Source organism: Plantactinospora sp. KBS50, from assembly GCF_002285795.1.
GTDB lineage: Bacteria > Actinomycetota > Actinomycetes > Mycobacteriales > Micromonosporaceae > KBS50.
This window is the reverse complement of the sequence record NZ_CP022961.1, coordinates 1,925,649-1,939,301: the sequence shown is the minus strand read 5'-3', so window position 1 is coordinate 1,939,301 and position 13,653 is coordinate 1,925,649. Positions and strand designations below refer to the sequence as shown.

Here is a 13,653-nt window from a genome sequence, read left to right as displayed (position 1 = left end):
TCCGAGTGGTGGCAGTACCGGGACCCGGTTACCTACCGGGGTCGGCACCGGCGGTGACGGTGTCGTCCCCGTCGCCGTCGTTGTTCACCACCTCGTCGTCCAACTCGGCGAGCATTTCGCGCAGCTCCTCGGGACCGAGGGTGCTCAACTCCTCCGAATCGACAAGCTGAGAAAGAATGTATCGCTGCGTCTGCATGCAGCCCTCCGGCGACCATCTTCGGGCAAACCAGCCGACCCCGATAGGGGCAAGCTCGGACGGTGTCGAGGCTAAGATCCAGCTCGGGACACTGTCAAGGAGCTGCATGTTTAAATTGGCCACGCCGCACACATGCCGGCTACCCGGGGCGACCCAATCGTCACGCAGCACACAGTAAAGGACCGCGCCCGGCCCCGACCGTCCACTCCGGGCGACCACCCGGGCATCCCGCTGCGCTTTCCGCGACCGGGAACCAAAGGTCGGATCAGGGTCGAAAAGGACAGAAAGCCGCGATAGGTGAACGACCCTCGACCGAGAGCAATTGCGCCATGACCATGCGTCCCGCACGCACCCGGTCAGGGTCGATATGTTGGTCATGAATGTCGGGTAGGATCTCACCATGGTGGATTCGTTGGCCAAAAAGCCCCGCTGGCTACTGCGACAGCCGGATCCGGAGGCAAAGGCACGGCTATTCTGCTTCCCCTATTCGGGATCCGGCGCCACCATGTACGACCGGTGGCCGCGCTACCTCGGCGACGTGGAGATCTGCCTGGTGCAGCCGCCCGGCCGGCAGCGCCGGATCCGGGAACCGCACTACGGGACCTACCAGCGGCTCGCCGCGGAACTGGTCGAGGTCCTGCCGCCCCTGCTGGACCGGCCGTTCGCGTTCTTCGGTCACTGCAGCGGCGCGCTGCCCGGGGTGGAGGTCACCCGCCAGTTGGCCGCCGCGGGGCTCCCGCTGCCGCGCCGGGTGTTCGTCTCGGCGCAGGTCGCCCCGCACGACGGCCCGTACGGCCGGCTGCTGGAGCTGGACCGGGCCGGGCTGCGCGACGAGTTGGGCAACATCATCGCCAACATGGGCGGGCAGCCCAGCGAGGCCATGCTCGACCTCGGACTGGACCTGTTGGCCAAGGACGTCGAGGCCAACAAGCGTTACGTCGTGCCGGAACCGGTGGACCTGCCGTGCGGCGTCACCGTGATCGGGTGGAGCGACGACCGGGAGATCCCGGTGGAGCTGATGGGCGGCTGGCGAGCCTCCTCGGCGGACTGCCGGTACGTGGTCATCGACGGCGGCCACTTCGATTTCCTCGGTGCCCCGCCCGCCCTGTTGGCCGAACTCGCCCGCGATCTGACGGTCGATGTCGAGGTTGGTCAGGCGGCGGGCGGGTAGCGGGCCGCATCGATACCCGAACGGATCGCCGCCGCCACCCTCGGTGACGCTCATTCGGCTACCGGCGGTGGCACAATGACCGCGCTCGACGGCCCGCGCGGCGCCGGCAATCGACCTCTTCGTCCAGCCTCGACCTTTCTTGACAGCGCTGTGGTCAGCCAGCAGGATGAGAAGCCGTAACGACCAGTGGCGGCGGCGCATTGCCGGCCACAGCCCCATATCCCGCACTCGCGAGGCGTGGCACAGTCGGGCCACGTCGCACAGTCGGGTCACGTCGATGGCCCGAGGCAATTCCGAAAAAAAAAGGGGGGTGGGTCCGATAATTCTCTTGCAGCTTCTCGACGCAGACAAGCGGGAAGGTCTTTTTCCCGAAGAGTCACGGGAGACGGCCGGAGCGGCACCCGACAAGGCGGACATGCGATGACAGTTGGCGATTGGCGGAGCGCGACCATCACCGACCTGTTCGACGAACAGGTGCGCCGACGGCCCGAGGCGGTGGCCCTGCGGTTCGACGGCGTCGACATGACGTACGCGGAACTCGACAAGCGGGCCGAATCCCTTGCCCGGCAGCTGCGCTCGCTCGGCGTCGGGACCGAGAGCGTCGTCGGGGTGTTCTTCGAACGGTCCTTCGAGATGCTTATCGCGCTGGTCGGCATCCTGAAGGCGGGCGGCGCCTATCTGCCCCTGCACCTCAACGAGCCCCCGAGCGGTTCCGGGACATGCTGGAGCAGGCCGACGCACGCGTCCTGCTCACCCACGACCCGCTGGCCGACCGGGTACCCGAGATCGACGCCGCCGTGGTGAACCTCGACAGGGTGGACCTCGACGGCGAGCCTGACGCCCAGGCCGGCACGGACCGGGTGGATCCCGGCACCCGGCCCGACAACCTGGCCTACGTCTGCTACACCTCGGGCTCGACCGGCCGGCCCAAGGGCGTGGCCGTGCGGCACTCCGGCGTGGTGCGTCTGGTGCAGACCGACGACTACGCCTCGCTGACCCCGGACGAGACGTTCCTCCAGTTCTGCTCGTTGCGGTTCGACCCGTCCGCGTTCGAGATCTGGGGCTCCCTGCTCAACGGCGCCCGCCTGGTCATCTACCGGCCCGGCCCGCTGTCGATGCACGAGCTGGCGGAGTTCCTGGAGAAGGAACAGATCACCACCCTGTGGCTGACCACGGGCCTGTTCCACCGGCTGGTGGACGGCCACATCGACCGGCTCGGCGGGCTGCGCCAACTGCTCGCCGGCGGGGAACCGCTGTCCCCCGTGCACATGAACGCTCTGCGCCGCACGTACCCGGACCTGCTGCTGGTCAACGGGTACGGACCGACCGAGGACACCTGCTTCACCAGCTGCCACGTCGTGTCGGAGTTCGTGGGCGACAGCGTGCCGATCGGGCGGGCGGTCACCGACACCCGGCTCTACGTCCTGGACAAGGATCTCCAGCCGGTCCCGGACGGCGAGTGGGGCATGCTCTACACCAGCGGCAGTGGGCTGGCCCGCGGCTACATCAGCCGCCCGGCGATCACCGCCGAACGCTTCCTGCCCAATCCGTTCGAGCCCGGTGAGCGGATGTACAGCATCGGCGACCTGGTCCGGCGGGACGCCAAGGGTGTGCTGGAGTTCCGCGGTCGGGCCGACGACCAGGTCAAGGTGGACGGTTACCGGATCGAGCCCGGGGAGATCGCGGCGGCGCTGTCCGGGCAGCCGGAGGTCAAGGAGGCCGTCGTGGTCGCCCGCGACGACATGGCGCCGGACCGGAAGGTCCTGGTCGCCTACGTCGTACCCGAGGGCCGGACCGAGCGGCTGGTCCCGACGCTGCGCCTGGCGCTGCACGAGAAGCTGCCCCGGTACATGCACCCGGCCGTGATCGTGGAGATGGACGAGTTCCCGCTGACGCTGGGCGGCAAGACCGACCGGCGGGCGCTGCCGCCGCCGCGGCAGCTGCCGCGGACCGCCGACGCGCCGTACGAGGCGGCCCGCACCCCGGTGGAGGCGCTGCTGACGGATCTCCTGGCGGACGCGCTCGCCCTGCAGGAGGTCGGGATCCACGACGACTTCTTCGAGATCGGCGGCAACTCCCTGCTGGCCATGGACATCCTGGCCCACCTCCGCGGCGCGCTCAGGGTGGACCTGCCGCCGACCGAGCTGTTCTTCGAGAACCCGACGATCGCGCAGCTCGCGGAGATGGTCGGGGGTTCCTCGTCCGATGCGGACACCGCCGCCGGCCCGGCCGACTCCGCCTCGACCGGCACCTCATCGCCCGGCACCGCCGCGACGCGCTCGTAGCCGCGGGCGCTCGCCGACGGCCGCGCGCTCGTAGCCGGGGGCGGTCGCCGACGGCCGCCGACACACGGCCCGGGGCCGGGGAGTCATCCGGATGACTCCCCGGCCCCGGCGTCCACGCGTGGTTCCCCGCCGTCCGGTCAGCCGATCCCCTGCTTGCGCAGGCCGTCCCGGATCGTCGCGGCGCGCAGCGACAGCAGGCTGAACGAGCCGGCGTCCCCGATGCCGTGGCTGGACTCGCAGAGACCGTTGAGGAACAGCGGCGGCGTGCCGTCCACCCGGGGCCGCAGCGAGTAGTCGGCCTCGACGATCAGGTAGCCGTCGGCGTCGAACTGGAACCTGTCGATCACGCCGCGCAGCAGCGCCGGGTACGGCTCCTGCTGCGGGTTCGGCCCCAGGTCGCGGAAGCCGGTCGCCAGGATCACCAGGTCCGCGCGCTCGGCCGCGACGTCCCCGGTGTGGATCTCCGCCACCTCCAGCGCCACGCCCGAGTCGTCGGCCTCGGCCGCGCGGACCTCGCTGTTGCCCCGCACGAACACCCGCTGCTCGCCGTCCAGGCGCTGCTCGTAGATCAGCGCGTAGAGTTCCTTCAGCACGTCGCCGTCGCTGGACGAGTAGTTCGTGGGCCGCATGTAGGCGTCCAGCGCGTCCTTGCCGGACCGGCTGGCCTTGTAGTAGTAGTCGGTGAACGCCGGGAAGAACCCCTCCTCGCTGAACGGGCTGGTGTCCTTCAGTCGCAGGCCGAACTTGCGCACGTAGTTGACGATCCGCGCCCGCGGGAACCGCCGGGCGAGGTCGAGGACGATCTCGACGGCGCTCTGGCTGCCGCCGATCACGGCGATCGACCCGGGCTCGGTCGGGGCCAGTTGCCGCACGGTGGGCAGGTACCGCGTCAGGTGGCAGACCCGCGGCGAGTCGAGTCCGTCGAACGGCCGCGGCACGAACGGGGTGCGCCCGGTGCCGAGCACCAGCGCCCGGCCGGCCCGGCGTGACCCGTCGGCGCAGGTCACGACGTACCCCGGTGCGCCGTCGACCTCGGCCACCGCGATCCCGGTGGCCCGCGCGCCGAGCGCGACCTGCGACCGGAACTGGTTGGTGGCCCACTGGATGTACCGCGCGTACTCCTTGCGCAGCGGGAACTCCACCGGCAGGTTGAGGTGCTCGATGAGCCTGCCCTGCTCGAACAGGTAGTTGATGAAGCTGTAGTGGCTCCGCGGGTTGCGCAGGGTCACCAGGTCACGGCACGGATGGTTCTGGGTGTCGGAGCCGTCCAGCAGCATGCCGCCCTGCCAGACCGGCTCGCGTTCGGCCTCCACGAAGGACGAGCTGGTGCGCGGCGAGTCCTCCTGCAGGGCGATGGCCAGCGACAGGTTGGCCGGGCCGAAGCCGACGCCGAGCACGTCGACCCCGGAGGGCACCGGCCCGGCGGCCGGGACGTCCTGGGCCGGCCGCGTGGTCGGGACGGTCGGCCCGGCCTGCGCTTCCTGGGCGGCCGTCATGATGCCTGCTCGACGCGCACGAGCGGGACGGTCGCCGCGACCAGGGCCGGATCCGACCGTAGCTGCTCGTAGTGGCTCAGCCAGGTCGCCACGTCCCCGGCCAGACCGGCGGCGGCGAGCATCGCGTCCTCCCGGTCCCAGTCGACCTGCTCCCGCGGCTGGATCCCGGTGCTGCCCAGGACCTTGCGGTAGAACGGGTCGTCGCGCCGGCGCACCTCGCTCATCAGCGCGCCCACCTCGGGCGAGCACAGCTGCAACCCCGGGCGCGGCGCCCATGCCTCCAGCCCCGGCATGGGCGGCAGCCCGATCGCCGCCGTCAGCGCGGCGGTCACTCCCGGCGGGTCGGCCCGCAGGTCGTCGGAGTCGACGAGCGCGTACGGGATGCCCCGGCGGCGGCAGGACTCGATCTGCTCGTACAGCGACGGCCAGCCGCTCTCGAACGGCGGGAACGTGTCGCTGCCGGACAGTTCGCACACGATGCGCAGCCGGGAGGTGGCCGAGAGCCGGGGATCGCACATCACGAAGACCAGCGGTGCGCTCGCCAGCCCGGCGAGGGTGTCGAACTGCTCGGCGCTGAGCTGGAAGCTCATCTCCTTGATGAGCAGCCCGCTGCCGTGCGGCACGTCGGCAAGCGTCACCCGGCCGCCGGTGGCGATCTCCATGGGATTGGCCAGGCAGCTGGTGACCGAGTCCGGGCCGTGGCTGCCCCAGTAGCACGCCTCGAACGGCTCGTGGCAGTGGTGCGTGATGGCCGGGTGCTGCCACAGCAACCGCGCCACGGCGGTGGACCCGGTGCGTGGTGGCGATATCAGGGCCACCCGTGTGTCGTACACACCGGCCAGCTCAGTTCTCATCCCGCGCTGCCCCCTCTGTGAAGTCGACCTCGTTGCCGATCGTCGCCCGGTGCAGCGCACAACGGACATGACTTTCTAGTACGCCCGCTCGGGGCGGCACGGCCGCGCCCCGGCCCGCTCCGCCCGTCCGCGCACCACGCTCATCGCTTGTCCAGCGCCTGGGTCAGGTCCTCGATGATGTCGTCGAGGTGTTCGAGACCGACACTCAGTCTGATCATGTCCGGCGGCACGGGGGCCAGCGCCGGGTCGGCGTCGGCGACCTGCTTCTGGGTGGAACTCGCCGGGATCGTCGCCGTGCTGCGGACCTGGCCGAGGTTGTTCGCCCGCCAGACGAGGTTGAACCGGTCCAGCACCTCGTGTGCGGCGTGCACCCCGCCGGCCGGCCGGAAGCCGAGCAGGAACCCGAACCTGTTCACCGCGGCCCGGCCGTCCGCGTCGCTGTCGACCAGCCACATGTCGCGCCGGGCGATGTCGTGCGACCGGTGGGTGGCCAGCCCCGGGTAGAAGACCTCGGCGACGCCGTCGTGTCCGGCCAGGTACCGGGCGACGCCGAGCGCGCTTGTCGACATCGCGTCCACCCTGGCGCGCAGTTCCCGGATGTCCGCCAGCAGCGTCCAGGCGTTGAACGGGCTCAGCACGGAGCCCATGTCCCGCATCGGGCCGGCGCGCAGGTAGCCGGCGAAGTCGCCGGTCAGTTCCGCCGGCTGGGACCGGGCCCGGAGGTCGTGTCGGGCGATCACCGCGCCGCCCATGCTCCGGCCGCTGGCTCCGGCCGCCTTGGTGAGCGACTGCACGACGATGTCCGCGCCGAGCGCCAGCGGGCGCATCAGCGCGGGGGTGGCGAGGGTCGAGTCGATGATGAGCGGAATCTGCGCCTGCCGGGCCAACGCGGCCAGCGCCGGAATGTCGACCAGTTGGACCATCGGGTTGGACGGCGCCTCGGCGTACAGAAAGCGGGTGTTCTCGTCGATGCACCGTTCCCAGGCCGCCACCGACAGCGGGTCCTCGACCCACCGGACCGGCACGCCCCGCTCCCGGCCGTACCGATTGTTGAAAACCATGATGGTGGATCCGTAGCAGGCCGGCGAGGCCACGATGTTGGCATTCGCGCCGACGGCCGCGGAGAGAAATGGCGTTGTCGCCGCGGTCACCGCCGCCATTCCGGTCGGGGTGACCACCGCGCTCGCCCGCACACCGGCCTGATATCCCTCCAGCGCGGCGACGGTGTTCTCCAGGAATCGGACCGTCGGATTTCCCCGCCGGGAGTACACCCAGCCCTCGCGCTCACCCGCGACGGTGGCGTGCATCTGCTCCGTCGACTCGAAGTGTTGCGCGGTCGTCAGGTAGGCCGGCTCGGTCAACGAGCCGAGGTGGTTCGCTGACTCTGCGTGATCGTAGGAGCCGCGGACGGCGAGCGTCGCGAAGCGGGCAGGGGTCACCACGGCGACGCCTTGATCGGCACCGTGCGACGAAGCCGATTCTTCCCATCCCAGCAGCGCTGCGGATTGACGATCTTCGTGGCAGGAGTCGACACGGGGCGATTGAATCACCGTGCGCCCATCCGCGCAAGGTCATGCCGAGGTCGGATGATCATGGATCAGTCGTATCTCAGCGTGTCGATCATGTCGCCATTTCCACCGTGTTGCCGACAGATCGCGGCGGCGCCGCCGCAGGACGTTTCCCGCTTGTCAGCCAACGGGCGCATCGCCCATGATGGCGGCCATGGCAACGACCCGACGAGCCGACATGTTCACCGCGGACGGCAAACCTTCCGATGACGACCCGCGTGAGCACCGGCCACGATTGGGCGACGAGCGCACCGTGCTCGCCGATTCGCTGCGCTGCCAGCGCCTCACCCTCGAAATGAAGTGCGCGGATCTGGACCCGGAGGCGATGGCCCGACGCTCGGTGGAGCCGTCGACCATGTCGCTGCTGGGACTCGTACGGCATTTGGCCGAAATGGAACGCGCGACCTTCCGGGTGCTGATGGCCGGGCAGGATGTTCCCCGGCTGTTCTGCTCCGACACCGAACGCGACGCCGACTTCGACGGCGCGGTCGCCGACCCGCAGGTCGTCGCGCAGGCCTGGGAGGCGTGGCGGACCGAGGTGGACTTCGCCACCCGGTTCGTGGCCGAGGCGCCCGATCTGGACGTCACCGGCAACGACCGCGCGAACAAGCACGGCAGTGGCGGCGGGCAGATGTCGCTGCGCGAGGTGATGGTCGGGATGATCGAGGAGTACTGCCGCCACCTCGGGCACGTCGACCTGCTGCGGGAGCGGATCGACGGACGCGTCGGCCAGTAGCCGCGGGCGCAGCCGGGGGTCAGCTCGACCCGGCGCCCGCCGTCGCGACGGGGCGGTCCACCGGGCGCATCTCCCGGATCCCCCGGCCGAACGTGGCCACCAGCGCGCCGACCCCCATCACCGCCGCCGAGAAGATCATCGCGGCCGGCGCCCCCACGCCGTGCACGAACGCGCCGGCGATGAGCGGACCCAGCGTGGCCAGGCCGCCGGCGAACGTGCCCAGCACGCTGGCCACCCGGCCCTGCATCTCGTTCGGGGTGATCGCGGCCTGGTGTCCGATCAGGACCGAGTTGATCGCCGGCAGCAGCAGGAAGACCACCGCGATCGGAATCGCGCTGACCAGGCGGCCGGCCAGCAGCGCGTCGACGCCCAGCAGCGCGGCACCGCCCCAGCAGATGCCGCGGACCAGGGCCAGCAGCGACAGGCGGCGCCGCAGGAACCCGGCCAGGAAGCCGCCGGCCAGGCCGCCCAGGCCGAGGATGGCCTCGGCGAACCCGATCTCCCGCGGCGGCACGCCGTGCAGCCGCAGCGCCAGGTAGAGGCAGAACGTCGTGCCCTGGATGGCCAGGTTGAACGAGACGGCGATGAACAGGTAGGCCCGCAGGAACCGGTGGGTGAAGACGAACCGGAGGCCGTCGCGCAGGCCGCGCAGGATCGGTACGCGTTCGCGCTCCGCCGCGTCCTTCTGCATCGGCCGCCGGATCAGGTAGATCCCGATGAACGACAGCAGGTAGCTCAGCGCGTCGGCCAGGAACGGCAACGCCCGCGCGATGCCGAACAGCGTGCCACCGATCGGCGGGCCGACCAGGGCGGTGGCCGCGCCGCGCACGCTGTTGCGGGCGATGGCGTCGGGGATCTGCTCCAGCGGCACCACCATCGGCAGTGCCGAGCGTTCGGCGATCTCGAAGATGGCGCTGCCGACCGACTCGATGACCGCGGTCAGCCCGATGAGCAGCAGCGTCGCGTGGTCGGTCAGGACGAGCACGCCGAGGCCGCCGAACGCGACCAGCCGGACGCCGTCGCAGACCAGCATCGCGGTACGCCGGTTGACCCGGTCCAGCAGGACGCCGGCCGGCAGCCGGGTGGCCACCCGCGCGACGGCCGCCACGGTGCCGACGGCGCCGGCCTGCACCGGCGACCCGGTGAGCGCGAGAACGAGCAGCGGGAATGCCAGGCCGGAGATGTTGCTGCCCAGTTGGGAGAGGGTGAGGCTGCCCCAGAGCAGGTTGAAGTCGCGATTCCTGCGCAGCGCCGTTGGCGCAGCCGTCATGCGGCACCTCTCTCGGCCGGTCCGGCAGCGGCGAGAATGCCAGCAGACCCGCATCATGGCAACCCTTTGGGGACGCTCACATCGACCGTTGACTTGGCGTTGGCCACTGTGTAACGCTGTCCCCGCTGTCGATCGACTTGCCGGGTTGTCATATCACCCGGATGGGTCCGTTTCCACTTCGGAAGAGGGGTGACTCGGTTGAGATTGACGGAAAGTTATCAATAGAATTCCTCCGGTAGTTGTCGCACCTGGGAGTCGCATCCATCCCGTACCGGTCAATTCGGTTACGTCGGTGTTTCCGGTGAGGGGCGATGCTCCGAGTACGGCGATCCGGCACCGCACCGGCCCAGCAGACCATCGGCGGGCAGTGCGAATCATCGCAGCACGGTCACCACGGAACATCCATCCATAATGGACGTCCGACGGCGACCCGAGCTGGACGAACGCAGGACACCGCCCGCCTACAATCAACGCTCATCGCCTTCCGCGCAGGCGCGGTAACCGCACGTCGCCGCGCACGAAAGGAGCAGTGGTCATCGGCGGAGCAGCTCCGCCGATGCAGAGAGGGAGACATGCTTCCGTCCCGGCTCGTCGGTTCCCGGATCGACGAACCGAATAGGAGGTTGCGATGATTCTTGCGCAGCTGATCGACACCGAGGAACTCGAGGGCCTGTCCCCGACGAGCTTCGGAACATGCTCTCGCAGCTCGACGAAGAGGTCGTGGCCAACACGACCGACATGACGACGGTTGCCGAATAAATTCGTCCGACGGCAAGCCAGCCTGCGCACCACAGCAGGCACAGGTGGTAAACGGTAACAAAGCACCACCCGCACCATCAGGCGTCAAAGCCTAACCCTTTGTAGCCTGGGTGTCGGCGAGCCGGGTCGAAACCATGTCTCCAGCGCAATGTCAGGCGAGCCCGCCCCCGCGACGGGACCGGTAGGGAAGTTGATCCAGCAGATGAGTTCGGACGCCGCCGGCACGGCCTCGGCCGTGGTCGACCTCGTCTGCGCCCAGTACCCGCACGTGGCGCGCCGGATCGGCCGGCACGACCACGACGGCCGGCTTCCCGCGGTGGCGCCCCGCTCCGGCGACCTCTTCACGCCGCTGCTCACCTCGGTGCGCCGTCACCTGGACAACCTGCCCACCACGGGCGACCCGGAGCTGCGCGCCGATCTGGACACCTGCGGCCGGCTCCTGGAATTCGAACGCTTCCGGGTGGTGGACCTCAACCAGCCCTACCTCGGCCCGCTCGACTACGCGCACGAGGCCGACGTGTCCGGCTACCTCGCCGGCAGCTACGCCCCGCTTGCCGAACGCGTCGCCGCGCTGCTGCGGCACCTGGCCGGGCTGCCGGACTACCTCGCCAGGGCCGAGGAGGTCCTGCGCCCGTCGATCTCGGCCGGCGAACGGCTCTACGGCATCTCCTGGGGACCCGCCCAGGCGGCGAGCATCCGCGGGATCGCCGGCCAACTGGCCGGCGTACGGCCGGACTTCGCGCAGGTGCTGGCGCCGGTGGCCGGCGCGGCGGCCGCGGCCTGCGAACGCTACGCGCGGGCCATCGCCGGCCGGACCCCGGCGCCCGACCTGCTCGGCCCGGAATCCCTGGCCGAGATGCTGCGGATCACCGAGGGCATCGAGCGGCCCGTCGCGGAGCTGATCGAGGAGGCCGAGGCGGAGGTCGCCGCGGTGACCGCCGCGCTGCACCGGGCCGCCCGCCGGATCGGCGAGGCCACCCCGCCGGCGGCGTACGCGCGGCTGCTCGGACACCTGCCGGCCGGCCCGGTCGCCGACTCGCTGCGCTCCATCGTCGAGCGGCTGCGGAGCTTCTGGACCGACCGGGACGTGCTGCCGGTGCAGACGTACGTCCCGTTCGAGCTGTACGGCTCGCACGGCGCGGCGCTGGCCGCCGACGTCGTGTTCATCTTCTCGCCGCCGCTGGAGGCGGTACGCCGGCCGCACCGGGTGCACGTACCGGAGCCGGACCTCCCCCGCCCCGGCCAGCCGCCCGCCGCCGCCTGGTCGTACCTCAACGAGCCGACCCTGGAGATGCTGGCCGTGCACGAGCTGTACGCGGGCCACTACCTGCAGATGGAGACCGCGTCGACCGGCCCGAGCCCGGTACGCACCAGCCTGCTGTGGTTCGCCGGCTTCACCGAGGGCTGGGCACACTACGCGGAGGAACTGGCGATCGAGCAGGGCCTCGCGGACGGCCGGCCGCTGGTCGAGACAGCCCAGCTGCGGTTCGCCCTGGAGTCCGCCAGCCGGCTGCTGACCTACCTGTCCGTACAGTCCGGCCGGTGGACGTTCGCCCAGGCCGGCGCGCGGACGGCGGAGATCAACGGCTGGTCGGCCGAGCGGGCCGGCAGGGACGTCGTGGAGACCGTCTCCAACCGCACCCGCGCCATGTACGCGCTGGGCAAACTCCAGATCCGCCGGTGGCGCGCGGCCGAGGCCGCCACCGGCAACAAGGAACTGCACGACTTCCACGCCCGGCTGATGCGGTGCGGCTGCGCACCGCTGTCGACCGTCCGGCGGTACCTGGCCGACGCACACCCGGCCGCGCTCGGCGCCGACACCTGAGAGCGGCCGGCCCCTCGCCCACGGGCCGTGCGTCGGTCCACCCGAGCACCCGGAAGACTGGCCGGCATGGCGGTTCAGGATCCGGCGCCGTACGCGGCCGTTGACGTCCACTATCCACCGGCCGGCGGCGCCCGCGCGGCGCTGGTCGCCGCCCGGGAGCCGCGGTTCGCCCGGATCGTCGAGGAACGCGTACGCTGGCTGGACCGCGTGGCGCCGTACCAGCCGGGCCTCTTCTACGCCCGCGAACTGCCCGCGCTGCGCGCCGTACTGGCCGATCTCGACCACCCGGTGTCGCTGGTCATCATCGACGGCTACGTCGATCTGGACCCGCAGGGGCGCCCCGGCCTCGGGGCGCACCTGCACACCGAACTGGGGGTCCCGGTCCTCGGCGTGGCCAAGACGGCGTTCCGCACGGCCAGCCACGCGATTCCGGTACGCCGTGGCGCCGCCCGGCGACCGCTGTACGTCACCTCGGTCGGCATCCCCACCGAGCGGGCCGCTGCCCTCGTGGCCGGGATGGCCGGGCCGTACCGGCTGCCCGACGCGCTACGCCAGGTGGACACGCTCGCCCGCGCGGGCGGTCGGTAGCCCCCGCCCGCGCGGGCCGTCGGTAGCCCCCGCCCGCGCCGACCCCACGTCGCCACGGGACACCCGGTCACGGCCGCTTGCCGCCCGGCGAAAACCCGTTGAGCCTTCCGCCCGCATGCCCGTACGTTGCCGGTGGCCCGTCGCCGCGAGGACAGAGGACAACCGGCGTGACCCCACCTGCTCTTCAGACCTGACGCTTTCTTCCGCTCATCTTCAGGCCGACCCTTCCGTCGGTCCTGCCGGGCTGCCCGTGGGCGCCCGCTCATGCAGCGTTTGAGGCCGCGCGCGAACGGCCTCGTGTCAGGTCTCCAGAGAGATCATCGTGTCTTCACAACCTCATGCCGTGCTGCCCTGGGTCGTTCGCCGGACCAGGCTGCCGCTGCTGTCGTTACGCTGCCCGGACTGCCGGTCCGGGTCGGCCACCACCGGCCAGGGCAGGTTCCGGGTCAATGCCAATGGCAAGCTGCTGGACGTGTGGCTGCTGGTCCGGTGCCAGTCCTGCAACCGGACGAAGAAGCTCACCGTGCACGAGCGGACGCCGGTCGGCTCCTTGGATCCGGCCATGCTCGACCGGTACCACGCCAACGATCCGGATCTGGTGGCGGCCACGCTGTTGGATCAGTGGTTCGCCCGCACCAACCGGTTCGCCCTGGACTGGCGGGGCGCCTGGCGGCTGGACGTCCCGCCGGCACGGCACGACGAGGCGTGGCCGGTCCGGGTGGCGGTCGTCTTCGAGGATCCGGTGCCGGTGCGTCCGGAGCGGCTCATCGCGCACGGGCTCGGGCTGAGCCGGGGCGAGGTGCTGCGCCGGGTCAAGTGCGACATTCCGCTGCGCCGTACGACCAGCGCCGCGTTCACCTTCATCGTCATGTCGATGGACTAGCTAGGGCTGGTGTCAGGTCCTC

General features: G+C 70.8%; 11 protein-coding genes and 1 pseudogene. 7 read left to right on the top strand and 5 right to left on the bottom strand.

The genetic code is table 11. From position 1 onward, the window contains the following. Positions 1–28 precede the first annotated feature (28 nt). Positions 29–196, bottom strand: a complete 168-nt coding sequence (locus CIK06_RS29235; protein ID WP_157756661.1) for a hypothetical protein — start codon at positions 194–196, stop codon at positions 29–31. 505 nt (positions 197–701) lie between these two features. Between CIK06_RS29235 and CIK06_RS08790 the strand changes: the two genes are divergently transcribed. From CIK06_RS08790 to CIK06_RS30720, 3 genes and pseudogenes are all read left to right on the top strand, one after another. Next, positions 702–1,367: a thioesterase II family protein gene (locus tag CIK06_RS08790; protein WP_198348144.1), complete on the top strand. Its 666-nt coding sequence runs from the start codon at positions 702–704 to the stop codon at positions 1,365–1,367. 420 nt (positions 1,368–1,787) lie between these two features. Beyond that, positions 1,788–3,214: pseudogene (locus tag CIK06_RS30725) on the top strand (amino acid adenylation domain-containing protein); the annotation flags it as partial. Positions 3,215–3,217: 3 nt separating this feature from the next. Then, complete coding sequence (locus tag CIK06_RS30720; RefSeq protein ID WP_369916189.1) at positions 3,218–3,652, top strand: phosphopantetheine-binding protein; 435 nt, start codon at positions 3,218–3,220, stop codon at positions 3,650–3,652. 137 nt (positions 3,653–3,789) lie between these two features. On the opposite strand, the gene CIK06_RS08775 is transcribed toward CIK06_RS30720, so the two are convergent. The 3 genes from CIK06_RS08775 to CIK06_RS08765 all read right to left on the bottom strand — a co-directional run bounded on the left by CIK06_RS08775 (position 3,790) and on the right by CIK06_RS08765 (position 7,441). Continuing rightward, positions 3,790–5,148 carry a lysine N(6)-hydroxylase/L-ornithine N(5)-oxygenase family protein gene (locus CIK06_RS08775; protein WP_095564407.1) on the bottom strand — a complete coding sequence of 453 codons (1,359 nt, stop codon included), beginning with the start codon at positions 5,146–5,148 and terminating at the stop codon, positions 3,790–3,792. Continuing rightward, positions 5,145–6,002 (bottom strand): hypothetical protein, encoded by an 858-nt coding sequence (locus CIK06_RS08770; RefSeq protein ID WP_157756660.1) that lies wholly within the window; start codon positions 6,000–6,002, stop codon positions 5,145–5,147. The genes CIK06_RS08775 and CIK06_RS08770 overlap by 4 nt, the downstream gene beginning before the upstream one ends. Before the next feature lie 140 nt (positions 6,003–6,142). Next, on the bottom strand, positions 6,143–7,441 hold the full coding sequence (locus CIK06_RS08765) for a PLP-dependent aspartate aminotransferase family protein (protein WP_157756659.1): 1,299 nt from the start codon (positions 7,439–7,441) through the stop codon (positions 6,143–6,145). Positions 7,442–7,724: 283 nt separating this feature from the next. Between CIK06_RS08765 and CIK06_RS08760 the strand changes: the two genes are divergently transcribed. Beyond that, positions 7,725–8,306: a DinB family protein gene (locus tag CIK06_RS08760; RefSeq protein ID WP_232534091.1), complete on the top strand. Its 582-nt coding sequence runs from the start codon at positions 7,725–7,727 to the stop codon at positions 8,304–8,306. 19 nt (positions 8,307–8,325) lie between these two features. Here CIK06_RS08760 and CIK06_RS08755 read toward each other — a convergent pair whose 3' ends face one another. Beyond that, positions 8,326–9,576 carry an MFS transporter gene (locus tag CIK06_RS08755; protein WP_157756658.1) on the bottom strand — a complete coding sequence of 417 codons (1,251 nt, stop codon included), beginning with the start codon at positions 9,574–9,576 and terminating at the stop codon, positions 8,326–8,328. Positions 9,577–10,537: 961 nt separating this feature from the next. On the opposite strand from CIK06_RS08755, the gene CIK06_RS08750 reads away from it, so the two are divergent. The 3 genes from CIK06_RS08750 (at position 10,538) to CIK06_RS08740 (ending at position 13,631) form a co-directional block, all read left to right on the top strand. Beyond that, entirely contained in the window at positions 10,538–12,160 is a 1,623-nt protein-coding gene (locus CIK06_RS08750; protein ID WP_157756657.1) for a DUF885 family protein, read from the top strand. 66 nt (positions 12,161–12,226) lie between these two features. Continuing rightward, complete coding sequence (locus CIK06_RS08745; RefSeq protein WP_095564401.1) at positions 12,227–12,748, top strand: endonuclease V; 522 nt, start codon at positions 12,227–12,229, stop codon at positions 12,746–12,748. Between the two features lie 343 nt (positions 12,749–13,091). Continuing rightward, positions 13,092–13,631, top strand: a complete 540-nt coding sequence (locus CIK06_RS08740; protein ID WP_232534090.1) for a DUF1062 domain-containing protein — start codon at positions 13,092–13,094, stop codon at positions 13,629–13,631. The last annotated feature ends 22 nt before the right edge of the window (positions 13,632–13,653 follow it).